Source organism: Mesorhizobium sp. LMG 17147, from assembly GCF_024297145.1.
Classification (GTDB): Bacteria; Pseudomonadota; Alphaproteobacteria; order Rhizobiales; family Rhizobiaceae; genus Mesorhizobium.
The window spans coordinates 140,908-165,042 of the sequence record NZ_JANCTC010000002.1; the positions used below are offsets into that span (position 1 = coordinate 140,908).

The 24,135-nt window shown below is 62.8% G+C and carries 31 protein-coding genes; 18 read left to right on the top strand and 13 right to left on the bottom strand.

All coding sequences use genetic code 11. From position 1 onward, the window contains the following. A complete protein-coding gene (locus NMG46_RS04445) occupies nucleotides 1-666 on the bottom strand; it encodes an amino acid ABC transporter permease (RefSeq protein ID WP_254816527.1) in 666 nt (221 codons plus the stop codon). A 68-nt stretch (nucleotides 667-734) separates the two neighbouring features. Next, on the bottom strand, nucleotides 735-1,616 hold the full coding sequence (locus tag NMG46_RS04450) for a transporter substrate-binding domain-containing protein (protein ID WP_254816528.1): 882 nt from the start codon (nucleotides 1,614-1,616) through the stop codon (nucleotides 735-737). A 128-nt stretch (nucleotides 1,617-1,744) separates the two neighbouring features. On the opposite strand from NMG46_RS04450, the gene NMG46_RS04455 reads away from it, so the two are divergent. Beyond that, nucleotides 1,745-2,548, top strand: a complete 804-nt coding sequence (locus tag NMG46_RS04455; protein WP_254816529.1) for an IclR family transcriptional regulator — start codon at nucleotides 1,745-1,747, stop codon at nucleotides 2,546-2,548. 32 nt (nucleotides 2,549-2,580) lie between these two features. Here the strand turns inward: NMG46_RS04455 and NMG46_RS04460 are convergent, their stop codons facing one another. Then, nucleotides 2,581-2,784: a YdcH family protein gene (locus NMG46_RS04460; protein ID WP_023678480.1), complete on the bottom strand. Its 204-nt coding sequence runs from the start codon at nucleotides 2,782-2,784 to the stop codon at nucleotides 2,581-2,583. Nucleotides 2,785-3,023: 239 nt separating this feature from the next. Here NMG46_RS04460 and NMG46_RS04465 point away from each other — a divergent pair, with 239 nt between their 5' ends. The 7 genes from NMG46_RS04465 (at nucleotide 3,024) to NMG46_RS04495 (ending at nucleotide 9,748) form a co-directional block, all read left to right on the top strand. Then, nucleotides 3,024-3,203 (top strand): YdcH family protein, encoded by a 180-nt coding sequence (locus tag NMG46_RS04465; RefSeq protein WP_254816530.1) that lies wholly within the window; start codon nucleotides 3,024-3,026, stop codon nucleotides 3,201-3,203. Nucleotides 3,204-3,410: 207 nt separating this feature from the next. Further along, on the top strand, nucleotides 3,411-4,664 hold the full coding sequence (ispG, locus tag NMG46_RS04470; protein ID WP_254816531.1) for a flavodoxin-dependent (E)-4-hydroxy-3-methylbut-2-enyl-diphosphate synthase: 1,254 nt from the start codon (nucleotides 3,411-3,413) through the stop codon (nucleotides 4,662-4,664). Between the two features lie 4 nt (nucleotides 4,665-4,668). Continuing rightward, a complete protein-coding gene (locus NMG46_RS04475) occupies nucleotides 4,669-5,523 on the top strand; it encodes a lytic transglycosylase domain-containing protein (protein WP_254816532.1) in 855 nt (284 codons plus the stop codon). A gap of 156 nt (nucleotides 5,524-5,679) precedes the next feature. Beyond that, on the top strand, nucleotides 5,680-6,876 hold the full coding sequence (gene pgk, locus NMG46_RS04480) for a phosphoglycerate kinase (protein WP_254816533.1): 1,197 nt from the start codon (nucleotides 5,680-5,682) through the stop codon (nucleotides 6,874-6,876). 140 nt (nucleotides 6,877-7,016) lie between these two features. After that, complete coding sequence (locus NMG46_RS04485) at nucleotides 7,017-8,042, top strand: class I fructose-bisphosphate aldolase (RefSeq protein WP_254816534.1); 1,026 nt, start codon at nucleotides 7,017-7,019, stop codon at nucleotides 8,040-8,042. Nucleotides 8,043-8,192: 150 nt separating this feature from the next. Continuing rightward, nucleotides 8,193-8,930 (top strand): thioredoxin family protein, encoded by a 738-nt coding sequence (locus NMG46_RS04490; protein WP_254816535.1) that lies wholly within the window; start codon nucleotides 8,193-8,195, stop codon nucleotides 8,928-8,930. 86 nt (nucleotides 8,931-9,016) lie between these two features. Then, entirely contained in the window at nucleotides 9,017-9,748 is a 732-nt protein-coding gene (locus NMG46_RS04495) for an SGNH/GDSL hydrolase family protein (protein ID WP_254816536.1), read from the top strand. Nucleotides 9,749-9,863: 115 nt separating this feature from the next. Here NMG46_RS04495 and NMG46_RS04500 read toward each other — a convergent pair whose 3' ends face one another. Next, complete coding sequence (locus NMG46_RS04500) at nucleotides 9,864-10,025, bottom strand: hypothetical protein (RefSeq protein WP_008873884.1); 162 nt, start codon at nucleotides 10,023-10,025, stop codon at nucleotides 9,864-9,866. A gap of 204 nt (nucleotides 10,026-10,229) precedes the next feature. On the opposite strand from NMG46_RS04500, the gene NMG46_RS04505 reads away from it, so the two are divergent. The 3 genes from NMG46_RS04505 to NMG46_RS04515 all read left to right on the top strand — a co-directional run bounded on the left by NMG46_RS04505 (nucleotide 10,230) and on the right by NMG46_RS04515 (nucleotide 11,681). Next, entirely contained in the window at nucleotides 10,230-10,397 is a 168-nt protein-coding gene (locus tag NMG46_RS04505; protein ID WP_254816537.1) for a hypothetical protein, read from the top strand. Between the two features lie 144 nt (nucleotides 10,398-10,541). After that, nucleotides 10,542-10,943, top strand: a complete 402-nt coding sequence (locus NMG46_RS04510) for a hypothetical protein (RefSeq protein ID WP_254816538.1) — start codon at nucleotides 10,542-10,544, stop codon at nucleotides 10,941-10,943. Between the two features lie 18 nt (nucleotides 10,944-10,961). Further along, complete coding sequence (locus tag NMG46_RS04515) at nucleotides 10,962-11,681, top strand: YafY family protein (protein ID WP_254816539.1); 720 nt, start codon at nucleotides 10,962-10,964, stop codon at nucleotides 11,679-11,681. 60 nt (nucleotides 11,682-11,741) lie between these two features. Here NMG46_RS04515 and NMG46_RS04520 read toward each other — a convergent pair whose 3' ends face one another. The 3 genes from NMG46_RS04520 to NMG46_RS04530 form a co-directional block, all read right to left on the bottom strand. After that, entirely contained in the window at nucleotides 11,742-12,437 is a 696-nt protein-coding gene (locus NMG46_RS04520; RefSeq protein WP_254816540.1) for a DUF1013 domain-containing protein, read from the bottom strand. Nucleotides 12,438-12,779: 342 nt separating this feature from the next. Beyond that, on the bottom strand, nucleotides 12,780-12,920 hold the full coding sequence (locus NMG46_RS04525; RefSeq protein ID WP_023720976.1) for a DUF1127 domain-containing protein: 141 nt from the start codon (nucleotides 12,918-12,920) through the stop codon (nucleotides 12,780-12,782). A gap of 132 nt (nucleotides 12,921-13,052) precedes the next feature. Next, nucleotides 13,053-14,063 carry an NAD(P)H-quinone oxidoreductase gene (locus tag NMG46_RS04530; protein ID WP_254816541.1) on the bottom strand — a complete coding sequence of 337 codons (1,011 nt, stop codon included), beginning with the start codon at nucleotides 14,061-14,063 and terminating at the stop codon, nucleotides 13,053-13,055. 124 nt (nucleotides 14,064-14,187) lie between these two features. On the opposite strand from NMG46_RS04530, the gene NMG46_RS04535 reads away from it, so the two are divergent. The 3 genes from NMG46_RS04535 to NMG46_RS04545 all read left to right on the top strand — a co-directional run bounded on the left by NMG46_RS04535 (nucleotide 14,188) and on the right by NMG46_RS04545 (nucleotide 16,043). Then, nucleotides 14,188-14,382, top strand: a complete 195-nt coding sequence (locus NMG46_RS04535) for a DUF1192 domain-containing protein (RefSeq protein WP_254816542.1) — start codon at nucleotides 14,188-14,190, stop codon at nucleotides 14,380-14,382. A gap of 94 nt (nucleotides 14,383-14,476) precedes the next feature. Next, entirely contained in the window at nucleotides 14,477-15,724 is a 1,248-nt protein-coding gene (locus tag NMG46_RS04540; RefSeq protein ID WP_254816543.1) for an MFS transporter, read from the top strand. 31 nt (nucleotides 15,725-15,755) lie between these two features. Next, nucleotides 15,756-16,043, top strand: coding sequence for a helix-turn-helix transcriptional regulator (locus NMG46_RS04545; RefSeq protein ID WP_254816544.1), 288 nt, complete (start codon nucleotides 15,756-15,758; stop codon nucleotides 16,041-16,043). Nucleotides 16,044-16,186: 143 nt separating this feature from the next. On the opposite strand, the gene NMG46_RS04550 is transcribed toward NMG46_RS04545, so the two are convergent. After that, nucleotides 16,187-16,843 carry a glutathione S-transferase family protein gene (locus NMG46_RS04550; protein WP_254816545.1) on the bottom strand — a complete coding sequence of 219 codons (657 nt, stop codon included), beginning with the start codon at nucleotides 16,841-16,843 and terminating at the stop codon, nucleotides 16,187-16,189. 49 nt (nucleotides 16,844-16,892) lie between these two features. Next, nucleotides 16,893-17,744 carry an alpha/beta fold hydrolase gene (locus tag NMG46_RS04555; protein WP_254816546.1) on the bottom strand — a complete coding sequence of 284 codons (852 nt, stop codon included), beginning with the start codon at nucleotides 17,742-17,744 and terminating at the stop codon, nucleotides 16,893-16,895. A 97-nt stretch (nucleotides 17,745-17,841) separates the two neighbouring features. Between NMG46_RS04555 and NMG46_RS04560 the strand changes: the two genes are divergently transcribed. The 3 genes from NMG46_RS04560 to NMG46_RS04570 all read left to right on the top strand — a co-directional run bounded on the left by NMG46_RS04560 (nucleotide 17,842) and on the right by NMG46_RS04570 (nucleotide 19,203). Further along, on the top strand, nucleotides 17,842-18,366 hold the full coding sequence (locus tag NMG46_RS04560; protein WP_254816547.1) for a helix-turn-helix domain-containing protein: 525 nt from the start codon (nucleotides 17,842-17,844) through the stop codon (nucleotides 18,364-18,366). Nucleotides 18,367-18,442: 76 nt separating this feature from the next. Beyond that, nucleotides 18,443-18,673 carry a hypothetical protein gene (locus tag NMG46_RS04565; RefSeq protein ID WP_254816548.1) on the top strand — a complete coding sequence of 77 codons (231 nt, stop codon included), beginning with the start codon at nucleotides 18,443-18,445 and terminating at the stop codon, nucleotides 18,671-18,673. A 98-nt stretch (nucleotides 18,674-18,771) separates the two neighbouring features. Further along, nucleotides 18,772-19,203: a heme-binding protein gene (locus NMG46_RS04570; protein ID WP_254816549.1), complete on the top strand. Its 432-nt coding sequence runs from the start codon at nucleotides 18,772-18,774 to the stop codon at nucleotides 19,201-19,203. A 10-nt stretch (nucleotides 19,204-19,213) separates the two neighbouring features. Here NMG46_RS04570 and NMG46_RS04575 read toward each other — a convergent pair whose 3' ends face one another. The 3 genes from NMG46_RS04575 to NMG46_RS04585 all read right to left on the bottom strand — a co-directional run bounded on the left by NMG46_RS04575 (nucleotide 19,214) and on the right by NMG46_RS04585 (nucleotide 20,895). Further along, nucleotides 19,214-19,615: a hypothetical protein gene (locus NMG46_RS04575; RefSeq protein ID WP_254816550.1), complete on the bottom strand. Its 402-nt coding sequence runs from the start codon at nucleotides 19,613-19,615 to the stop codon at nucleotides 19,214-19,216. 199 nt (nucleotides 19,616-19,814) lie between these two features. Then, nucleotides 19,815-19,997, bottom strand: a complete 183-nt coding sequence (rpmF, locus tag NMG46_RS04580) for a 50S ribosomal protein L32 (RefSeq protein ID WP_006203806.1) — start codon at nucleotides 19,995-19,997, stop codon at nucleotides 19,815-19,817. Nucleotides 19,998-20,136: 139 nt separating this feature from the next. Then, nucleotides 20,137-20,895: a biosynthetic peptidoglycan transglycosylase gene (locus tag NMG46_RS04585; RefSeq protein ID WP_254817061.1), complete on the bottom strand. Its 759-nt coding sequence runs from the start codon at nucleotides 20,893-20,895 to the stop codon at nucleotides 20,137-20,139. 79 nt (nucleotides 20,896-20,974) lie between these two features. Here NMG46_RS04585 and NMG46_RS04590 point away from each other — a divergent pair, with 79 nt between their 5' ends. Continuing rightward, nucleotides 20,975-21,892, top strand: coding sequence for a polyprenyl synthetase family protein (locus tag NMG46_RS04590; protein ID WP_254816551.1), 918 nt, complete (start codon nucleotides 20,975-20,977; stop codon nucleotides 21,890-21,892). A gap of 172 nt (nucleotides 21,893-22,064) precedes the next feature. Here the strand turns inward: NMG46_RS04590 and NMG46_RS04595 are convergent, their stop codons facing one another. Next, a complete protein-coding gene (locus NMG46_RS04595; RefSeq protein WP_254816552.1) occupies nucleotides 22,065-23,948 on the bottom strand; it encodes a potassium/proton antiporter in 1,884 nt (627 codons plus the stop codon). Nucleotides 23,949-24,135: the final 187 nt, after the last annotated feature.

Genomic DNA, 24,135 nt, shown 5'->3' on the forward strand with positions numbered 1-24,135 from the left:
TCAGCGCGCCGCCTTGAACCGGCGCTCGACCAGCCGCAACGCGAAAAGCAGTGCATAGCCGGTCAACAGGTACATCGCCGTCACCACCAGATAGACCTCGACAATGCGGAACGTGTTGAAGTTGATCCACTGGGCGCCGTAGGTGAGCTCGGGTACCGAGATGACCGATGCCACGGACGTGTCCTTGAAGAGCGATATGAATGTGTTGGAAAGCGCCGGCAGGGTTATGCGCAGCATCGTCGGCAGGCGCACGTGGAGCAGCCTTTGCCATGGCGTCAGGCCGATTGCCTTGCCGGCGTCGAGCTGTCCGCGCGGCACCGCCTCGAGCCCCGAGCGAAACACCTCGACCAGGTAGGCGCCGCTGTAGAGCGATAGCGTGGCAACAAATGAGGTTTGCGCACTGTAGGCAATGTCGACCACCGTCGGCAGGCCGTAGAAGACCAGATAGACGAGCAGGATCAGCGGCACGTTGCGGATGAACTCGACATAGGCCGCGATGATGGTCCGCACCGCACGTCCGGCCGATACATACCAGACCGCCAGAACGAGCCCGATGACGATGCCGATCGCGATCGAGATGACGGCCAGTTCGAGGCTTAACAGCAGTCCGCCCCAGAGCTTGTCGAAATGCCGCCAGATCAGGTTGAAGTTGAGGGTATAACCCATGCATCCCCGTCATAGAGGGCTGTGATGAGAGGGGGGCGGAAGGACGTTTGTCCTTCCGCCTGCTTGCATCAGATGACCGGGAAACCGGGATGGCGGGCCGGCGGCTCCTGTCCGAAATAATCCTTGAACGCAGCGTCGTAGAGTGCCGTTTCATGGCCGAACATGGCGATGGTGAAGGTCTGGTTGACGAAGGTCAGCCAGTCGAGGTCGCCCTGCCGCAGTGCGGCGCCATAAAGCATCGAGAACCAGCTCTTGCCGGCATCGAAGTATTTGTCCGGATTGCGCGAGGCGAGCCAGCGGACCGTTGACAGATCAACCGCGGCAGCGTCGACGCGCTTGGATTCCAGGGCCTGCAGCACGTTGGCCTGCGTGTCTATCTGCATCACCTGCGACTCCGGAAGGACGATATGCACATTTGCCTCGGCATCGACGTTTTGCAGAATGGAAATCCGGGTCGCCGAGCCGGCGGCAAGCAGCTTGTCGAAGGTCTTGTTCTCGGCGTTCGGAAGGGTCAGCAAGGCGATGCCTTCGACGTAGTAGGGCCTGGAGAAGTGGATCAACTGCGAGCGCTGGGCGGTCATGGTCATGAACTGGATGGTGATGTCGACCTTGTTGGTGGTCACGTTCGGAATGCGCTGAGCCGGATCCTGCATGACGAATTCGACTTTGGTCGGGTCGTCGAAGAGCCCCTTGGCGAGAATGCGACCCATGGTGATGTCCATGCCCACCAGTTCGCCGGCGTCGTTCTCGAAATGCCAGGGCGCATTGGTGCTGCCGGTGCCGACGATCACCTTGCCGCGCTCGAGGACGGTGCGCAGCAGGCTGTCCGGCGCTGCCTGGGCCGCCGCTTTCTGAACGTCGACCGCGGTAGCGGCGCTCATCACTCCGGCCGTTGCAAGCCCGGCCATTCCCAGTTTCAGAAATTCACGTCTTTTGGATGTGTCGTTCACGGCGACCTCCTTTCGTGTTGTGTTCCCCTTTGGACCAGCGATACAGGCATCGGTTGCAACTGATGTAATTGTCTCTTACAAGAGACGCCTGTACTCTGTACAAGACAGATTAACATCAGGGATCGATAATGCAAGATGGCAATGCATTGGCCGCTCGACCGGACGTCGGACTGGACGAAGACAAGACCTCGGGCTCTCGGGAGAAGGGTCTCAACCGAGTTCTCCAGATTTTGGAGTTTCTCCACACGACACAGCGCGCGATCGGCGTTGGCGACCTTGCCAAGGGGGTGAACGCGCCGCGTTCGACGACTTATACGCTGGTGCGCTCGCTGGTCGACGCTGGCCTGCTGGAGATGGCCGGAGACGGCAATCGGGTCTATTTCGGAAAGAAGCTTTATCTCTACGGAATGGACTATGTGCGGGGCAACGACCTGCTCAGGCGAGGGCGCCAGGAAGTCGACCATCTGTCGCGCGAGACCGGCGAGACCTCGGAGCTGTGCATGCTGCAAGGCGGCCGCTACACCATCGTCCATTCAAGCCCGGGAACGAGGCCATTCAGGATCAGTTCGGCGACGGGTCTGCAAATACCGCTTCCCTGGACAGCTTCCGGGCGGCTGCTCCTCGCCGGGTTCGACAGGGCGGCGATCGAGGATATGGTCTCGGAAGACGATCTCGTGCTGCCGGACGGCCGCAGGTTGCGGCTCGACGATTTCATAGCCGACATCGCCGTCGCCAAATCGGCCGGCTACTGCGTCACCTCCGGCCTTGTCGATGCCTACACGAAATGCCTGGCCGCGCCGGTCTTTTCAGCGCCGGGCAGGGTCGAGGCGACGATGTGCCTGGTGGTTCCGATCGATACTTCGAGCGAAAAGACCGACGATCTGATAGCGTTGTTGCGCGAGCGCGCCGCACGGCTTTCGATCGCGGCATAGCGCTTTTCCAGCAGGCCGGCGCCGGCGTTCGTTCAAGCAATAATGTCTGGAATGATCTTGTCTTCCAGCGCCATCAGCCTGTCCTTCAGGAAAAGCTTCTTTTTCTTCATGCGCTGGATCTGCAGCGGGTCGCAATTCATGGCGATCATCGCATTGATGGCCGCGTCGAAATCGGCGTGTTCCTGCTTCAGCCGGGAATATTCGAGGCGGATATCCGCCTGTTCCTGATCGGACATTTTTACCGTCTGCACGTCTGCGGCGCCCAAACACTGGGCCTGATTGGGCGGGACCGGGGCCTTCTTGCACCGGCGCGCAGCCCATACCACATTTCACATTGTCGTGGAATGCTACCACGCAGCATTCGACATCGGTGCTCGATGGTGGCACACTGTCATTATGCCGTCACAGAAGCGAGCCTGCGGTGGACGTGCCTTGGCGGCTGCAATCGAGGAAACCATGAAAGGGAGAACCAATCATGTCTCTTGCATCCCATCTTGATGAGCTGCAGCGGAAACACGGCGACATCGAACGGGAAATCGACGATGCGATGGCCCATCCATCGGTAGACGACCTCGAAATCGTGAATCTCAAGCGGCGCAAGCTGGCGCTCAAGGACGAGATTGAAAAACTGAAGGCGAAACCGACGACGCACTGAAGCCCTTCCAGGACTAGAAGCGCGCGCCGCCCGGCGCGCGTCTCTTTCCGGTGGCATATCGCTATGCTGCCGGAAACGCCTGTGGATTTGCGGCAAGCTGCCGTCTTGTCATTTCCGATTTGCTAGGCCTGCGCGCCAGTCGCCATTGACAAGCCATCTTTGCTCCTCCACCTCATGCCCGGACCTTCAAGATTAAAGGCAGCCGGCATGACCGGATATTTTTCCTCACCCTTCCCACGCCGCAGGTCGGTCGGTGTCGATGTCGGCGGCGTGATTGTCGGCGGCGGCGCGCCGGTCGTCGTCCAGTCAATGACCAACACCGACACGGCCGATGTCGATCAGACGGTCGCACAGGTGGCGGCGCTGCATCGCGCCGGCTCCGAGATCGTGCGCATAACCGTCGATCGCGACGAAAGCGCTGCCGCCGTGCCGGCCATCCGCGAGCGGCTGGAACGACTCGGCATCGACGTGCCGCTGGTCGGCGATTTCCATTATATCGGCCACAAGCTCCTGGCCGACCACCCGGCCTGCGCCGAGGCACTGGCCAAATACCGCATCAATCCCGGCAATGTCGGCTTCAAGGACAAGAAAGACCGGCAGTTCGCCGCGATCGTCGAGATGGCGATCCGATACGACAAACCGGTACGCATCGGCGTCAATTGGGGTTCGCTCGACCAGGAGCTGCTGACCCGGCTGATGGACGACAACCAGGCCCAGGGCTTTGCGCTGACCGCCCAGGAAGTGACGCGCGAGGCAATCGTGCGGTCGGCAATCCTGTCGGCCGAAATGGCTGAAGAGATCGGCCTTGCCCGCGAGAAAATCATCCTGTCGGCCAAGGTCAGCGGCGTGCAGGATCTGATCGCCGTCTACACCGAGCTTGCCACCCGTTCCGACCATGCGCTGCACCTCGGCCTGACGGAGGCGGGCATGGGCTCGAAAGGCATCGTCGCCTCGTCCGCGGCCATGGGCATCCTGCTTCAGCAGGGCATTGGCGACACCATCCGCATCTCGCTGACGCCGGAGCCAAACGGCGACCGCACGCGCGAGGTGCAGGTGTCGCAGGAGCTGTTGCAGACCATGGGCTTCCGGCAGTTCGTGCCGATCGTTGCCGCCTGCCCGGGCTGCGGGCGCACAACTTCGACCGTGTTCCAGGAGCTTGCCCAGAACATCCAGGCCGACCTGCGCAAGAACATGCCGGTGTGGCGCGAACAATATCCCGGCGTCGAGAACCTCAAGGTCGCGGTGATGGGTTGCATCGTCAACGGTCCGGGCGAATCCAAACACGCCGATATCGGCATTTCGCTGCCCGGCACCGGTGAGACGCCGACCGCCCCGGTGTTCGTCGACGGCAAGAAGGCGGCGACCCTGCGCGGCCCGTCGATCGCCGCGGATTTCGAGAAAATGGTTTCCGACTACATCGAACGGCGGTTTGGGCAACACGGCAAAGCCGCGGCGGAGTAGTTCGATGCGGCGTTTGCTTGGGGCGACGCTGGTTGTCATTTCCGGGCTGGGCTGGGCGGCGGCCGTCCAGGCCGATCCGCCGCGGCCCGCCAAGCAGAAGCTGATCGATCGAGTTTGCGATCTTATCGAGACGCATGCCGACCAGAACGGCCTGCCCCGGGATTTCTTTGCCCGGCTGATCTGGAAGGAGAGTCGTTTCGATCCCAACGCGGTCAGCCCCGTCGGCGCGGAGGGTATCGCCCAATTCATGCCGGGTACCGCCAAGATGCGCGGGCTCGCCAATTCGTTCGATATCGAGCAGGCTATCCCGGCCTCGGCAAAATATCTCGCCGAAATGAAGACCGGCTTTGGCAATCTGGGCCTCGCCGCCGCAGCCTACAATGCTGGCGAGAGCCGGGTGACGCGCTGGCTGAATTCCGGTGGATTCCTCCCGATGGAGACCGAAAGCTACGTCCTGGACGTTATGGGCGAGCCGGCCGACAGGTTCACCGATGCCGCGTATGCCGGCGTCATCCGGCCGCTCGACAAGAAGGCGAGTTTCGCTGCCGCTTGCCGCGAGCTGCCGGTGATCATGTCCAGAACCGTGCCGATGTCGTCGATCAACATCAAGCCGTGGGGCGTGCAGGTGGCCGGCAATTTCCGTCGCGCCGCGGCGCTCAATCAGTGGAGCAACGTGAAGCGCCGGTTTCCAGCCTTGCTCAGCGGTCGCGATCCGGTGGTCAGCCGGGTACGCACACCGATCGGCAGACGCGGCATCTATGCGGTGCGGATCGGCGCCGACACCAAAGCCAAGGCCGACGATATTTGCCAGAAACTGCACAGCGTGGGCGGCGCATGCATCGTGGTGCGCAATCGGTAAGCGATATGTGCGTTTCGCGCCATTGCTGCCATCTTGCTCCCCGTGGGCACTTCGTCCTCGACACGTGAATCATATTTTCGGCGAACCGTTAGCCAGGTCTTGCATCGTCGTCGATGCGGGTTAAGGTCCCCGCGATTTTTCGCGAAAGGGATCAGCATGGCCGGCTTCAAGACACTGGACGACATCGGCAATATCAGCGGCAAGCGTGTGCTGGTGCGTGTCGACCTCAACGTTCCCGTCACCGAGGGCAAGGTCACCGACGCCACCCGCATCGAGCGCATTGCGCCGACCATCGCCGAGCTCTCCGGCAAGGGAGCCAAGGTCATCCTGCTTGCCCATTTCGGCCGGCCCAAGGATGGACCGGCGCCCGAATTCTCGCTCGAACCGATCGCCAGGGCGACGGCGGACGTGCTCGGCCGCCCCGTCGGCTTTGCCGCCGACTGCATCGGCGACAAGGCCGCAAATGCCGTTGCTGCCATGAACGGTGGCGACGTGCTGCTGCTCGAGAACACCCGCTTCCACAAGGGCGAGGAGAAGAACGACCCAGCCTTCACCGAAAAGCTCGCCGCTAACGGCGACATCTTCGTCAACGACGCCTTCTCTGCTGCGCACCGTGCCCATTCGTCGACAGAAGGGCTGGCGCATGTGCTGCCGGCCTTCGCAGGGCGCACCATGCAGGCCGAACTCGATGCGCTGGAAAAGGGGCTTGGCAATCCCGCCCGCCCGGTTGTCGCCATCGTCGGCGGCGCCAAAGTCTCGACCAAGATCGACCTGTTGATGAACCTTGTGAAGAAGGTCGACGCGCTGGTCATCGGCGGCGGCATGGCCAATACGTTTCTAGCGGCGCGCGGCACCGACGTCGGGAAATCCTTGTGCGAGCATGATCTCGCGACCACCGCCAAGCAGATCATGATCGAGGCGGCCGAGGCCGGCTGCGCCGTCATCCTGCCCGCCGACGGCGTCGTCGCCAGGGAGTTCAGGGCCGGCGCCGCCAACGAGACCGTCGCCATAGCAGACGTGCCGGCCGACGGCATGATCCTCGACGTCGGCGTAAAAACCGTGAAGACCATTGCCGAATGGATCGATCGCGCCGCGACGCTGGTCTGGAACGGGCCGCTCGGCGCTTTCGAAATCGAGCCATTCGACCACGCAACGGTGGCGACGGCCAGGCACGCGGCAGCGCGCACCAAGGCCGGCAGACTGGTCTCGGTCGCTGGCGGCGGCGACACGGTGGCGGCGCTCAACCATGCCGGCGTCAGCGATGATTTTACGTATGTATCGACGGCCGGCGGCGCTTTCCTCGAATGGATGGAAGGCAAGCCCTTGCCCGGCGTCGACGTCTTGAAGCGCTGAGTGCGACCGCAAGAGCAGCGCGAAGGAGTGCGCCCGCGACTTTCAATCGATTCGCGCTTGTTTGACGAAATGGTTCGACTTGAACCTGCGTTGCTCTGGTGGTCTGCTGGGCGTGGATCAATTCTTTCAGGAGAAGCACGATGAGCGAACGTCTCGAGGACATTGCCGCCGCGATGGTGGCCGATGGCAAAGGCTTGCTGGCGGCCGACGAAAGCTCCGGCACCATCAAGAAACGCTTCGACGTCATCGGCGTCGAGTCGACCGCCGACAGCCGGCGCGACTATCGCGAGATGATGTTCCGGGCCAGCGAGGCAATGACCAAATACATTTCCGGCGTCATCCTCTATGACGAGACCATCCACCAGAAGGCCGCCGACGGCACGCCGCTCGTCGACATCATCAAGGCATCAGGCGCCATCCCCGGCATCAAGGTCGACGCCGGCGCCAAGCCTCTGGCCGGCTTTCCCGGCGACACCATTACCGAAGGCCTGGACGGCCTGCGCGAACGCCTCGCCGACTACTACAAGCTCGGCGCCCGCTTTGCCAAATGGCGCGCGGTGATCGACATCGATGTTTCCAAGGGCGTGCCTTCCGCCACCTCGATCGCCTCGAACGCCCATGCGCTCGCCCGTTACGCCGCGCTTTGCCAGGAAGCCGGCATCGTGCCGATCGTCGAGCCGGAGGTGCTGATGGACGGTGCCCACGACATCGACACGTGCTACGAGATCAGCAAGGCGACACTGACAAAGTTGTACACCGAGCTCTATGCGGCCCGCGTCGCGCTCGAAGGCACCATCCTGAAACCGAACATGGTCCTCGCCGGCAAGAAATCGGGCAAGGTCAGCAGCCCCGGGGAAGTCGCCGAAAAGACCATAAAACTGTTCCGCGAGACGGTGCCGGCGGCGATTGGAGGCATCGCCTTCCTTTCGGGCGGACAATCGGACGAGGAGGCGACCGCCAACCTCAATGCCATCAACGCCATCGGCCCGCATCCGTGGAAGCTGACCTTCTCCTATGGCCGCGCCTTGCAGGCCGCTCCGCAGAAGGCCTGGGGCGGCAAGGCAGCGAACGTCGCCGCCGCGCAGGCCGCCTTCGCCCATCGCGCCCACATGAACCATCTGGCGGCGCTTGGACAATGGCAGCCGACGCTTGAGCAAGCCGCCTGACCGAAGACATCTTGCGTTTCTCCCGACCCGGGCTACGTGCCCGGGTTTTGTTTGAAAGCAGCAAGGGCTGCAATTTCTTGCAACTGAAATGCAGCCGGGTGTCGGTATTGCTCGCTGCCGAACGTCCTCCGTGAAAAGAGGAGCAGACCTATGCCAAACAACAAGATCGTTTCGCAGGAAGACTGGTTTCAGGCGCACAAGGCGCATCTGGCGCGCGAAAAGGAATTGACGCGCTTTCGCGATCGTGTCGCCGCCGAACGCCGCGAATTGCCGTGGCTGAAGATCCGCAAGGACTACGTCTTCGAGACCGAGCAAGGGCCAAAGAAACTGCCCGACCTGTTTGGCGGCAACAGCCAGCTGATCGTCTACCATTTCATGTTCGGGCCGGGCGCCGATTATCGCTGCGAAGGCTGCTCATTCCTTGCCGATCATATCGACGGCGCCAACCAGCATCTCAGGCACCACGATGTCTCACTTGTCGTGGTAGCGCGGGCGCCATTGGCCGAATTGCTGCCCTACAAGCAGCGTATGGGATGGAAATTCGACTGGGTGTCGTCCTACGCCTCGGACTTCAACTTCGATATGCAGGTGTCATTCACGGACAAGCAGATCGCGGCCGGCGATACGACCTACAATTTCGAGCGGCGTGCGCGAAACTCGAAAGACCTTCCCGGCGCCAGCGTGTTCTATCGCGACGAGAAGGGCGACATCTTCCTGACCTTCGTCTTGCGCTCCCGAGGCGGCGATCCGCTGATCGGCGCCTATCATTATCTCGACCTGACGCCGAAGGGTCGCAACGAAACCGGCCCGCATCATAGCCTCGTCGACTGGGTACGGCTGCATGACGAGTACGAAGATCAATCCGGGACACATGACTGCTGCCATTGAGGCGGCAAGGGTGTCATTGTAAGGTCGTTCACCTCCAATGCAACATGCGCTAAGTGCTGTTCGCTATGCCCTAAAAGGGACTTGCCATGCGGCGCTTTCCGACCCTTCTCACCTGGTTCGCCTTTCCGGTCTATGTCTGGGAAGGACTTGGCGTGCGTCGCCGCACTACCCGCATGCTGCCGGCGCAAGGTCCGGTCATGCACGAGATATCTGGCCTGACGCCGGCAATCTCGGTTCTGGTGCTTGGCGATTCCTCCGCCGCCTCGGTAGGCATCGGCAATTCGGAAAACGGATTGGCCGCGCAACTGGCCGTTCTGATTGCGCAACGCACCGGCCGCATCGTGCGCTGGCGGGCAGCCGGCTTCAACTCGGCAACCTCCGGCCAGATCCGCGATCATGTGCTGCCCAATCTGTCGGCCGATCCGTGGACGCATATCGTGCTGGCCATCGGCACCAACGACACCAAGAATTTTCATTCGGTACCGCGGTTCAAGCGCGAGTTTGGCGGCCTGCTTTACGCGCTGCGCGCCAAATGGCCGGAGGCGCGCGTCGTGTGGTCGCCGGTGCTTGAGTTCACCCGGGCGCCGGCGATGCCGCCGCTGCTCGGCAAGATTCTCGAAATCCGTGCCGTCGAAATGAACCGGATGGGCGCGCGCCTTTGCCTCGAGCGCGGCGCCATACCGGCGCCCCGCCTGCCGATCACCGATGCCGAGGCCGGCTTTGCGTCGGATGGATTTCATGCTTCGGAAGCCGGCTACCGAGCCTGGGCGGAACATCTGGTCAGCCTGGTGCTCGGCAACGAACCGGGCGTCGCGTAGCGGGCCGCCGGCACTAAAGCGCGTCGCGTTCGACTGGCCTCATCCGACGTGCTTCAGGTCCTGTTTCCATGCATGTCGTTGTCGCAAAACCGCTGCACACTTTGCGCGACATGCATCACGTCCAGTGCCCGAGCACCGCCGTAATCGAAATCGCCGCCATCGCCAGCAGCGCCAGCTTCCAGAAATCGCTGCGCCGCTTCAGCCCGGGCCAGCCGAGCGGCTTGATGAGCTGGATGACCATCATGGCGATGATGACGAGCGCGAGAAGTTTCGACATGCCGCCTTTGATCAGCATCGCGGCTGGCTGTCAAAGCGGCTCCGCGATCGCCGTCTTTCCAGTGCGGCAGGCCTCTTTTCAGCACTGCCTGATCACTTCGGTCGACAAATCAAAAACGCCAGTCAGGAGAGACGCACCCTCCTGACAGACTGCTGTCAGCAGGGGTGTGCGATAGTGCCTGCATCGAAAGAGAGGAGACCAGCCATGAACGGTTTTACCATTCTGCGTAGCGTGCAGCACTATGTCGGCAAGATCCGGACGATGCGCAATGAGATCCGCACCCAGCGGTTCATGAATACCCTGCCGGCGGACATCCGCAAGGATATTGGTTGGCCGGACATGTATGGCGACCGCCGCAATGGCGGCAATTGAGGCAAGCTTTCTGGGTGGCGTTTGGATGCAACCTGGCGACGAGCTGAAATGGGCATGCTGAAGCCTCCTGACAGTATGGTGTCAGGAGGCTCGTGCCATAGTGCTGCGATGGCCGCCGGAGACGGATGGCTGAGAGGACGATCGATGAAAAGCTGGAGCGACAGGCTGAAAATGCCTGGCATCAACGGCATAAAACCGTCGCCACGCACCCTCGGCGACGTCGTCGAAGGGCAGCCGATGCTGGTTCCTACAGCTCGCCAGGTCGATGCATTCATCCGCTCCATCCCCAGAGGCATGGATATCCGCGCTTTGCGCACCGTTCTCGCCATCGAGCACGGTGCCGAGGTGACATGTCCGGTCACCATCGGCTATTATCTGAGCACCGTCGCCGAGGCCGCCAACGAGGATCTTGAGCGTGGCATGGCGCTGAGCGACATTGCGCCGTTCTCGCGGGTGCTCGACGCAAGCATGCCGACAACGAGGAAACTGTCCTTCGGCGCGGCCTTCGTCGCCGCGCAGCGCAAGCGCGAAGGGCTGGAACGATAGACGCCGAGGGTCCATACGATGCGCCGCGCCGACAGGCTCTTCCAGATCGTGCAGCATCTGCGTGGTGGCCGTCTGGTCACTGCCCAGAAGCTGGGCACGTGGCTCGAGGTTTCCGAGCGGACGATCTATCGCGACATCGCCGACCTGCAGTCGACCGGCGTGCCGATCGACGGCGAGGCCGGTGTCGGCTACATGATGAGGGAGGGTTTCGACCTTCCGCCGCTGATGTTCACGCGTGACGAGATCGTCGCGCTGGTCGCCGGCGCCCGCATGGTGCGCGCCTTTGGCGGCGCGGCCATGGCACGAGCCGCCGACGAGGCGCTGGTCAAGATAGGCGCCGTGTTGCCCGACGCCGAAAAGGACCGCATCGCCCGTACCGAGATCCACACGCCGATGTGGGTGGTAAGCGATGCCGCCCGCGAAGCCATCGACCTGATCGAGCGGTCCATCGAGAAACGTCAGGTGCTGACCATCGACTATTCGGATGAGGCCGGCCGCAGCACGGCGCGCGACATCCGCCCGCTCGGGCTGTGGTTCTGGGGCAAGGTGTGGACCTTGGTCGCCTGGTGCGAGATGCGCAGCGATTTCCGCGCTTTCCGCATCGACCGCATCGCCTCGGTGGTCATCGCCGGCCGCACCTTCAAGCCGGAGCGCGGCAAGCAGCTCGCCGATTTCTATCGCGCGGTGGAGCGCAGCGAGGATTACGGCATGGCGCCGGACCGAGCGGCGCGGAGCTGACACGGAAGATCACAAAAAAGCCCGCTTGAAAGCGGGCGTTTTGTTTTGGATGCGAGATGCCTACTCCTCTTCGTCGGCATCCTTGTCCTTCGACTTTAGCGCCGAAAGCTTGGCGAAGACGGCGTTGGCGTCGAGTTCCTGGTCCTCGTCTTTCGGCTTTTCCGGCGCCGGCACCAGTCGTTCGGTCAAGGCGGCCGGCAGCAGCGTATCGCCGACCGGCTGCGCCTGCTCACGGCCGCGCGAGGCGCGGTTGATTTCCATATCGAGGTCGATCTGCGACGTCAGGCCGAGCGTCACCGGATCCATCGGCTGGAGATTGGCGGAGTTCCAGTGCTTTCTGTCGCGGATCTGGTCGATCGTCGACTTCGTCGTGCCGACAAGGCGGGCAATCTGCGCATCCTTGAGCTCGGGATGGTTGCGCACCAGCCAGAGGATGGCGTTGGGCCGGTCCTGGCGCTTCGACAGCGGCGTGTAGCGCGGACCCTTGCGCTTGGATTCCGGCACACGCACCTTGGGATCGGAGAGCTTCAGTCGGTGGTTGGGGTCCTTCTCGGCGCGCGCGATCTCGTCGCGAGTGAGCTGGCCGGTCATGATCGGGTCCATGCCCTTGATGCCTTGCGCCGACTCGCCGTCGGCGATCGCCTTGACCTCAAGCGGATGCAGTCCGCAGAACTGCGCGATCTGCTCGAAGGAGAGCGCTGTGTTGTCAACCAGCCAGACGGCGGTCGCCTTTGGCATCAGCAGCGTATTGGCCATCACAAAAATCCTTCTCGTTCGCCCGCGTTCCCGCGCGGGCGGTGGTTTAGAGCCACCAAAATGGGAAAATCGCGGTCTATATAACCGCTCGCTCGCCGTTTCGCAATGTTTTTGGGAGGCGCGTGTCAAGGACGGCCGGCAGACCGCGACGGGATCGGCAGATGACGCCATGCAGTCGAAAGCTTCAAAAAGACAAAGCCCGCCAGACCAAGGTCGGGCGGGCTCGGAACCGGCGACGGAAATCCGTCTGCTGCGGCTCTGGCTTCTAAGGCTCGATCCCGAACCGCGGCTCGGCGTTGCGGAAAAGCAACGCCCGGTCTTCGGGCGGGATCGTGCTCGAGATCAAAGCCCTTGGCGGGCGATTCTCTCGATGTCGCCGCGGTTGATGCCGAGGTCGTTGAGCTGACGAGCGTTCAGCCGGTTCAGTTCGCGCACGGTTTCGTTGTACATGCGCCAGTTACGGAAAGCGCGGATCGGGTTCATGGTAGTCCTCCATCGTTTCGATGCCGCGTAAGTAGGCATCGGCGATGAAAAATTGAACAGACGCTTTTGCATGGCCGCAATGCGTTTGTTGCATTGCACCATTAAGCTTTCGTTCAGCCTGTTTGCCGGGAGTCAGGCAACATCGAGCACAATCTTGCCGATGTGCTCACCCTCCTCCATCCGCTCATGCGCCCGCCAGGCTTCCTTGAGCGGGAAGATCGTGTCCATCACCGGCGCAACCTTGCGCGTGCCGAGCAGCGGCCAGACCTGCGCCTCCAGTGCCGCCGCAACTGCCGCCTTGAACTCCACGGTGCGTGGCCTGAGCAGCGATCCCGTATGCACGAGCCGCTTTGCCATGATCTTGAAGAAATCGGCGCTCGCCACCGCTCCCCCCTGCGTCGCGATCTGGACGATGCGGCCTTCCATGGCTGCAGCCTCATAGTTCCGCGCCACATAGTCGCCGCCGACCATGTCGAGGATGACATTGGCGCCCTTGCCGCCGGTTGCCTCCTTGACTGCGGCGACGAAGTCCTCCTCGCGGTAGTTGATCGCCCGGTCGGCGCCGAGCTTGAGGCAGGCGTCGCATTTCTCCTTGCTCCCGGCGGTGGTGATGACATAGGCGCCGAAAGCGGCAGCAAGCTGGATCGCCGTCGTGCCGATACCCGACGAGCCGCCATGCACGAGCAGCGTCTCGCCGCTCTTCAGGCTGCCGCGCTCGAAGACATTGTGCCAAACGGTGAAGTAGTTTTCCGGCAGCGCCGCCGCTTCGGTGTAGGTAAAGCCGGCGGGCAGCGGCAGCACGCTGCCGGCGTGCACTCTGACATATTCGGCATAGCTGCCGCCCGCGGTCAGCGCACAGACCCGGTCGCCGACGCGCCAGCGTGATATCTCGTCGCCGAGGGCGGCGACTTCGCCCGCCGCTTCCAGGCCTGGCAGATCCGATGCTCCCGGCGGTGGCGGATAGGCGCCCTTGCGCTGCTGCACGTCCGGCCGGTTGACGCCGGCGGCACGCACCCGGATCAGGATCTCGCCGGGACCCGGAACCGGCACGTCGCGGGTTTCCGGTTTCAGCACCCGCGGCCCGCCCGGTTCCGATATGGCGATCGCCATCATCTTGGCCGGAATTTTCTGTGCGTTCGCCATGAATTTTCCCGTCGTGCTTCGCCGGTTTCTCGTGCCAGCCCTTGCCCGCCATTTGCATCCATACCCTTGCCCTATGTATGCTCATTGGCAAATCAGGCAAATGGGCAATCACGGAGCAGCGACGATGGCGATCTTCGACGACGAACCCAAGAAGAAAGCGCGCCCGCACGAGATCGGGCAGGATCTGTCGCTGCTTTCCGTCGATGAATTGTCCGAGCGGATCGGCATCCTGCGCGACGAGATCGCGCGGCTGGAAGCCGAGCTCGAGACCAAAGGCTCCACCAAGTCGGCGGCAGAGGCACTGTTTCGCCGCGGATAGTGCTGCCGGTAATTCTAAAAGCTCGGGCACGCCGCCGAAAAGCCCGAATGCCGCTGTCTCCAGGCTTGTGCCTTAAACCCCAGCCGGATTGAAAATGTTCGCAAGCTACAGACCGATTCTCTCGCTGCTGCGCGGCACCGCGTTCCTGCTGGCGGCATCCGGACTGCACGGTCTGCTGTTGCCGCTGCGCGGCCAGGTGGAGGGCTTCTCGACGGCATCGCTCGGCCTGATGGGCACGGCTTGGGCCGGCGGCTTCGTCACCGGCTGCTTCTTTGCGCCACGCATCGTGCGCCGCGCCGGTCATGTCAGGGCTTTCGGCGCCTTTGCCGCATCTGGGGCGATCGTAGCACTGCTCACCGGCCTGATCATCGACGAATATACCTGGATCCTGTTGCGCGCCTTCACCGGCTTCACCATGGCCGGCGCCTTCATGGTCATCGAGAGCTGGCTCAACGAGAAGGCCACCAACGAAAACCGCGGCACCGTCTTCGGCCTCTACATGATGGTCACCTATGCCTCGATCATGGGTGGTCAGATGATCGTTGCCGGCGGCGATGTGAAATCGGCGTCGCTGTTCATGATCACCGGCATTCTGTTTTGCCTGTCGCTGATCCCGACGGCGGTCTCGACGGCGTCGCACCCCAAGCCGCTGCAGGACGTGTCGCTTGACGTCAAAGGTCTCTATGTCAATTCGCCGGTCTCGGCGATCGCCTGCGTGCTGATCGGCATCGCCAACGGCGCCTGGGGCACGCTTGGCGCCGTCTATGGAGCGCGCATCGGCATCTCGACGGCCGAGATCGCGCTGATGATGAGCCTGGTGGTCATCGCCGGCGCCGCCATGCAGCTTCCGGCCGGGCGGCTCTCCGACACGACGGACCGTCGTTTCGTGCTGGCGGGCGCGGCTTTCGGCGCTGCGCTGTTCGCCATCGCCATCTTCCTGTTCGAACCGCGCTCAGGCGTCTTCGTCATCGTCTGCACCGCCGCCTACGGCGCCTTCGCCTACACGCTCTATTCGATCGCGGTGGCGCATGCCAATGACCATGCGCGATCGGAGGACTTCGTCAAAGTGTCGGGCGGCCTGCTGCTGCTTTATGGCTTCGGCACGATGATCGGTCCGCTGCTGGCCGCCGGCCTGATGGGCTGGATGCGCCCGGAGGGGCTGTTCCTGGCCACTGCGCTCGCGCATCTCTGCCTGGCCGGCTACACGCTGCTGCGCATCAGCCGTCGCGCGCCGGTGCCGATCGAAGGCCGCGATGCCTTCAAGACCCAGCCGGCCGATCGCTCGGTAACGCCGGAAGCGTTGCGGCTCGACCCGCGCAGAAAAGCTGAAACCGACGGTTGAGATTCGAGGCGCTTTGCCCCACAAATAAGGCATGATGCTTTCCGACGCCTTCATGGCGATTGCCGATCCCAACCGGCGCCATCTCTTGGAAGAGCTCCGGCGCGGACCGAAGACCGTCAACGAATTGGCATCCGGCTTGCCGGTGTCCCGCCCGGCCGTTTCGCAGCACCTGAAGGTGCTGCTTGATGCCGGGCTGGTCAACGCCAAGCCGGAAGGCACCAGACGCGTCTATACAGTCAGCAACGCCGGCTTCCTGAAGCTCAACATCTGGCTCGACCAGTTCTGGGATGCGGAGCAGCTCGGTTCATCCGGAAGCTGAGGGGCGTCGTCAGCGCGTCGAGCAACTATGGAGCTTCGGGCCTAAAGCAACTCCAGGAAAAGTGTGAAACGGTTTTCCGTCCGGAATTGCGCAAAAACAAAGAGATAGAGCGGTTCGGCGTTTCCGTGAAACGATGAACCACTCTAGCCATTGTTGTAGGGGAAGAGCTTGAAATAAGGCTGCGCTTCCTCGATCACACGGGCAACCGAGGGGCGTTGCAGCAACCGGTCGTGATAGCGCCTGATCGCAGGATATTCGTCTCCGAACGGCTCGACCTTGTTGGCGTAGAACAGCGCGGGGGCGGCAGCGCAGTCGGCCATGGTGAAGCTCGTACCCACCGCCCATGTCCTCGACTGCATGTCCTGTTCAATGATGGCGTAGGAGCTGCGCAGCTGGGCGCGGGCCTGCTCGACGCCGAACGGATCGGTCTTGCCCTCCGGCCGCAGCCGGTCGCCAACGATCTTCTGCATCGGTTCCTGGACGTAGAAGTCATAGAAGCGGTCGGCGAGCCGGGTCTGGCGAGCGAGATCGAAATCGGCGGGGATCAGTTCGACCGGCCCAGGATAATACGCGGCGAGATATTCGATGACGATCGTCGATTCCGGCACGGTCCGGTCCAGCGCTTCATCGCGCAGCACCGGCATCTTGCCGAGCGGCCACAATTTCAGAAACGCCGCGCGCGACTGTTCATTGCCGAGATCGACAACGACGGATGTGAATGGCGTGCCGTTCTCATAGAGCGCGATCAGCGGTTTCCAGCAGAAGGAGGCCAGTGGATGAAGGTGCATAATCAGGGACATTGTTTGTCGTTCCTTGGGTTGTTTTTCTCGCGGTGTCGGGGTCGGGTAACTATCTGGCCTGGCTGTGGGCGACGATGGCATCGATGATCGCGGCCCAGTCGTCGGGATGCAGCTCGTGGCCGCCGCCCTCGATCCGAAGCAGCCTTGCGCCGGCGACCGCGTCGGCAAGAGCGGCGCCATGCTCGACTGGAAAGATGGGATCGTCGGTGCCGTGGATAACAAGGAGTGGGATTTTCATGTCGCGCAGCCGACCCGTCCAGTCCTCGCCGCTCCTATCTTCGCCACTTTTGAGCAGGAAATGATTGGTCGCACTTAGAAAACCGCCGGACCGGTCATAATCTTCTTCGACGAAAGCCCGTGTTCGCCGCTCGTCGAAAGAGTGCGCCGCACCGGTGAGCGCATGCGCGTCCTTAACGATGAAATCGACCACTTGGCCCCGGTCCGCCCAGTCGACCTTCGCGCCTTCGGCCGAATGTCTCCTATAGGCCTCGGTGGTTCCGGGCAGATGCGACGTATCGATGCCCAAGGGCGAGCTGCTGATCACCGTCAGCGAAGTGACCCGCGACGGGTATTTCAACGCCACGAGCTGCGCGATCACGCCGCCCATCGACATGCCGACCATATGCGCCTTTCGCATTCCATGGTCGTCAAGGACGCGGATAGCATCCTCCGCCATGTCGTCGAATGTATAAGGCGGCTCGCCCGGCGCGTATTTGGTCGAACGGCCGGTATCGCGATTGTCATAGCGGATCACGAAGCGACCCTCGCCGGCCAGCTTCCGGCAGAACGCTTCGGGCCACCAAAGCATGGAAGCCATCGCGCCCATGATCAACAACACCGCCGGATGGGCCGGGTCGCCGAAGGTCTGGGATACGATTTCGGGGTGTCCGGCGCTTTTCATGGCTCTCCTCCGTGGGCTTCCAATCTGATTGCAATTTGCAATCAGTTGCACGATATTAAAACCGATACAATAATGCAACCGGTTTTTGGAGATTCGCATGAACATCGATCGTCGGTCCGGATGCCCCATCAACCTGTCGCTCGAAGTGTTCGGCGACCGGTGGAGCCTGATCATCCTTCGCGACATCATCTTCGGCGGCAGACGCCACTTTCGCGAACTGCTCAACGGCTCGATGGAGGGCATCGCCTCCAACATCCTCGCTGACCGCCTGAAGCGGCTGATGGAACTCGGCATGCTGACCAAGACGGGCGATCCCTCCCACAAGCAAAAGGCGATCTACAGCCTGACCGAAATGGCGATTACGCTGGTGCCGATCCTTGCCCATCTCGGCGCCTGGGGCCGCGTCTGGCTGCCGGTCAGCGACGAGCTCTCGATCCGTGCCGAGCTTCTGGAAAAAGGCGGCCCGCCGATGTGGGAGCAGTTCATGAACGAATTGCGCTACGAGCATCTGGGCACATCTCCCGCGCCAACTGGAGCCACCGTCCGCGCGATCTTGCAGGCCGGATACGAAGCGGCGGTCGCCCGCAACGTGGAGCGAGTCGGCTGCGATCCGGCGCCATGACCAACTTATTTTCCCAATTGCGGGCTGGCTCTGCTATCAAGGGACTAAAGATAATTTACGGGATTGGATAACGCTCTTGGTCGAGAACTCTAAGGACACTGCCCGTGCGCGGGCCGATTTGCGTTTCAAGAAACAGGAAGAGGCAGCCACGGTGCGCCAGAAGGCGATGGCGGAATATGTCGCCGAGAGCGACGCCCGCCAAGCCAAAACCAACAAGCTGCGGGCGCTGCGCCTCGCCAAGGAAGCGGAAGACCTGGCCAATGCGCCTCCGGCGCCGGTGAAGAAGCCTCGCGCCAGGAAGAAATAAGCCGGCGCTCCCTGGATCCACTGCTTCCGTTCGTTCGCGAAACAGTTTCACCGCGATCTGTTCTGCCGGTTGATAACTGGCGCGTTTAGGAGACGGCCATGACCGCACTGACGCTCGACAAAGCCCTTGAAATCATCGCCGCCGCCTTTGCCAAGGGTGCCGAGCTCAAGCTCAGGCCGCTTGGCGTCTCGGTGCTCGACGCCGGCGCCCATCTGGTCGCGTTCCAGCGTCAGGACGGCGCGTCGTTCCTGCGTCCGCAAATGTCGGCCGGCAAGGCCTATGGCGCGCTCGCTATCGGCATGGGCTCGCGCCGGGTGGAAGCCTTCGCCAAGGAGCGCCCGCATCTGATCGCCGGCGTCTCCGACGTGTCGGGCGGGCGCGTCCTGCCGGTCGTCGGCGGCGTGCTGATCCGCAACGAGGCCGGCACGATCATCGGCGCCGTCGGCATTTCCGGCGACACATCCGACAATGACGAAACGGCAGCCATCGCCGGCATCGAGGCGGCTGGCTTTAGCGCCGACCCGGGCTGAGCCGGGATCCTTAATTCATATTGATGTCGCGGCTGGCCGACCGCATCGACACCGAAAAGCCGGCCAGCACGTCGATCAGCGCTATGATCATCAGTGTGAAGAAAACAGAATGGGCGGCGCCCTTCACCAGCAGGAACTCGACTAGATAGGCCACAAAGACGAAGGTCGACAAAAGGTGGTCCATGATCGAGGCATTTGTCGTACGCGTCGACTTCACCACTTCGACGAACAAGAAGATCAGTGCGATCAGCACGATGAGATCGCCCAGGGTCATCGAGAACACGCCACCCGACATCATCCGGACCGAAAACATTTCGGTCGCCCACGGATCGTCGCCGCTGCCGAATATTCCTAGAAGCCCGAGATTGTAGAGGATGAAAGGCACGATCAGCAGCGGGATGGCACCGAACATGTGGCGGCTCCGGTTGGACTGATCTTTGTAGAGTGCGCCCGGCGTTCGCCGTCAAGAATTTTCGTGCGACCGATAAACACGGACAAAGACGGCGTGAAACAACAATGTCAGGCCCGGCTGATAAGATCAGTTGTCGCAAACGCAAAAAGACCGGCCAATGGCCGGTCGTTTCGCAACCTGTAAACCGTCGAAAGCTCTCTCAGCTTTCCTTCGGCTCCAGAACCTGGCGACCGCGATACATGCCGGTCTTCAGGTCGATGTGGTGCGGACGGCGCATCTCGCCGGAGTTCTTGTCCTCGACATAGGTCGGGGCCTTCAGTGCGTCGGCGGAACGGCGCATGCCGCGCTTCGACGGAGAGGTTTTTCGTTTCGGAACGGCCATGGATATGCTCCACTACATGGTCAAAACGCCCCGGCGGCCCTCGTGAAAGGGCCACATCAGGGGCCGGAATCTGAGAAAGTCGGCTGCCTATACACGCCCGATGGCGTTTTGGCCAGCGTCGCCGTGTTTTTTTTTGACACTATCGCAGGCAACCGACATAGGCGCCGGCGCGGCCCGCGCGCCGCTCGATCAACGCGGCAAGCCGCCTCAGTCCCGGCCCTGGCTTCGCCGGATTGCGCACGATCGGGTTCGGCAAGGTGACGGCAAGCAGCGCTGCCTGCCGACGCGACAGCTGTTTTGCCGAGACGCCGAAATGATGCTGGGCGGCGGCCTCGATGCCGTAGATGCCCGGTCCCCATTCGGCGATGTTGAGGTAGATCTCCATGATCCGCCGTTTCGACAGCACCGCATCGAAATAGACGGCCAGCGGCAGTTCGACGACCTTACGGACCGAGCCCAACGGCCGCGACCATAGATAAAGGTTCTTTACCGTCTGCATGGTGATGGTCGAGGCGCCACGTGTCATCTCGCCGGCGAGCGCATCGTCGACGACGCCGCGCAGCTCGCCCAGATCGACGCCGCGATGGAAACAGAACTGCCCGTCCTCCGACATGATGACCGAATATGCCAGCACCGGCGTGACATCGTCGATGGAAACCCAGCGCCGCTCATAGCCGGAAAACGTCGCCAGGTCCTTCAGCATCAATGTCGAAACCGGATGCACGAATGACGGCAGGTACAGGAAGGTCAGCAGCACCGGCACCAACGCCAGCACGACGGCGACGGCGATGCCGCGCCGGACCCAGCGTTGAAGACCGATGCGGCTGCCGCGTCTCGGTCTTGCCATGTCCAACCCTTCGGTTTCGTGATCGACGATCGGTTCCGCCAAGCCATCCAGTCCGCGCTACTCCCTGCCCCCGGCATAATGGCGCTCGGCTTCTTGCGCAACGTCTGAGTGTCGGCTACCGCTCCCGACCATGACGAAAGACGACCAAATGGCGTTCGAAGCCGCACTTATTGCCCGGGCAGTTCCACTCGAGGCGCTGCTGAGACGGTTGCTCGACGGACGCACGCTTTCAGGCGAGGTCGCGCGGCCGGAACGCCTGATGGCGGCAATGCGACATGGCGTGCTGAACGGCGGCAAACGACTGCGTCCCTTCCTGGTCATGGAAGGTGCTGCACTGTTTTCAGCCGACGGCGAGGCGGCGCTGCGCGTGGCGGCGGCGCTCGAATGCGTGCACTGCTATTCGCTCATCCATGACGATCTGCCGGCCATGGACGACGACGATTTGCGCCGCGGCCAGCCGACCGTGCACAGGGCTTTCGATGAGGCGACCGCCATTCTTGCGGGCGACGCCTTGCTGACGCTTGCCTTCGACATCCTTGCCGACGAGGCGACAATGCTGCCGGCCGAGCGCAGGGCAGCGCTGGTGCTGGCACTGGCCCGTGCCGCCGGGGCGGGAAGCATGGTCGGCGGCCAGATGCTCGATCTCGAGGCCGAACAAAGCCGGCCGGACGAGGCCGGCATCATTCGGCTTCAGGCGATGAAAACCGGTGCGCTGATCCGCTTTGCCTGCGAAGCGGGAGCCATCCTTGCCGGCGCGCCGTCGGGCGACCGCGAAAGGCTGGCCGAATTTGGTTCGGCGATCGGGCTTGCCTTTCAACTTGCCGACGATCTGCTCGACCTGACCGCCGACGCGCATCAGATGGGCAAGGCGACCGGCAAGGATGCCGCGGCCGGCAAGGCGACGCTGGTCGCGCTGCACGGACCGGGCTGGGCGCGGGACCAGCTCCAGGGCCTCGTCGACCAGGCTCATGCGCTGCTCGAGCCTTTTGGCGCACAAGCCGCGCTTCTGAAACAAGCGGCGCAGTTCGTAGCGGCCCGCAACAATTAAAAGCGCCCCCATGGCGCCGTACAGTCACGGAGAATTGCCGACTGTTCGGCCAGATGACTTGGAGCAGTCGATCGCGACTCCGGCGATGTCGGACCATATGGCTCGCCACGCCAGTTGCCGGGCCATTCTTCAGCCCTCGGCGGTAGGGTTCCGCGGCTAGCGTCGACAGCGGTCAGCCTTCGCCAGTTGCCTTTTCCGCCACGGGCTGCGGAACCGGTTCCAGCTCGGCCGCCGCCGGCTGCGCTTCGGCCGGCTTGCGCCGGTTGCGGATGAAGGCGGCGATGCGGTCGCGGATTTCGCCGGCGCTGAGGAACACCGGAACGCGCGCCACCGGCGCGGAAGGCTCGAAGGACAGGCCAAGGCCGGTGATCCTGCCCTTGTCGTCGACGTCGCGCACGATCAGCTCGATCGGACCGAGCAGCACGCGGTCGGCGTATTCGGCGTGGCCGCCGAGCCGCGTAGTGACCAGGTCGCCGATGCTGAGCTTGCGTTCCGCTTCGGTCAGGCCCGGCGCATAGGCGGTCTCCAGTTCCTCGGCGGAGCGTGACGGATCGACAGCGAAGGCGCCGAAGAAATCCGCATCCTCGGGATCGACGACGGCGCGGCTGGCGAACAGCTTGTCGAGCAGGCGCGGATAGCGGTCCGGCACAAAGATGTAGACGTGGTCGCCGGCCGCCAGCCGGCCCATATCCTGGAAGCGCATCGAGCGTCCGTCGCGCAACACAAGCGATGGCCGCGCCCAGCGCGGAATGCGTTCGCCGCGCGCCACCGGGCTGCCGGGTGCCACGCGGTAGGCGAGAAGCTCATGATGGGCGGACCCCGGCAGTTCCAATTCGACCTTGTCGAGCGGTCCCAGGCGGGCCGGCACGATAAGGCCGAGGCGGCGCGCCAGCGGCCCGACGGTCCATCCCTGGATGATCAGCGAGACCAGCACGATGATGAAGGCGGTGTTGAAGATGAGGCGGCCGTTGTCCAGGCCGCCGAGCAGCGGCGTGATGGCAAGCAGTATCGACACGGCGCCACGCAGGCCAACCCATGAGACAAAGGCGACTTCCGGGCGTGGCAGCCGGAACGGCACTAGGCACAGCCAGACCGCGATTGGCCGTGCCACAAATATCAGGAACAGGCCGAGCAGCACTGCCGGCATCAGGATCGCCGGAAATTGCGAAGGCGTCGCGAACAGGCCGAGGATCAGAAACATGATGATCTGCGCCAGCCACGACATGCCGTCCTGGAAGCGCTTGAGGATGGTGACGGCCCGGATATCGGAATTGCCGGCAATCAGGCCTGCGAGATAGACCGCCAGGAAGCCGGAGCCGCCGACGGCGCCGGCGGCAGCAAACACCATCAGCGACAGCGTCAGTACGAAGATCGGCAGCAGGCCGTGATCGAGATTGAGGCGATCGACAAGACGCACAATGGCCATGCCGCCGAGAATGCCGATGACCGCACCGAGGCCCATGTTGACCAGGAAACCGACGGCAAGATCGGTAACCAGCACCTTTGCCTCGGGGTGGATGTTGGCGGCGATGACCTCGACCAGCGTGATGGTCAGGAAGATGGCGATCGGGTCATTGGTGCCGGATTCCACCTCGAGCGTGGACCGCACGCGCTCGCGCAAATTGATCTCGCCGGCGCGCAGCAGGAAGAACACCGCCGCGGCGTCGGTCGAGGCGACGGCGGCACCGAGCAGGAAGGATTCCAGCCAGGTCAGGTCGAGCAGATAATAGGCGGCGGCGCCGAACAGGCCGGTGGTCAAAAGGACGCCGAATGTCGCCAGCGACAGCGCCGGCCCGGCCGCCTGCCGCAAGGCGTTGAGCGGCGTACCGAAGCCGGAATCGAAAAGGATGACCGCCAGCGCCAATGAGCCGGCAAAATAAGCAACTCGGGCGTTGTCGAAGTGGATGCCGAGACCGTCGGTTCCGGTGGCGAGGCCGATGCAGAGAAACAGCAGCAGGAGAGGGGCGCCGAAACGGAAGGCGATCAAGCTCGAAAACGCGGCGGCAACGACAAGTGCTGCTCCAACAAGCGTCACCAGATAGATACCATGCTCCATTCGTTGGTCGCCCCTAGTCGATATGCTCCGGCATCACGGGAGAGTGGGGCGAAGACATGGCCGCTGCAAGGCAGCAGCGTGGCTTTTTGCCCCACGCTGCCGATCGTCGAAAGTTTTGGCATTCCCAAGCAGCAGAGCGTGCGTCAGCGGTTCGTGCTGCAACGAAAAACGCCCGGACTGAGCCGGG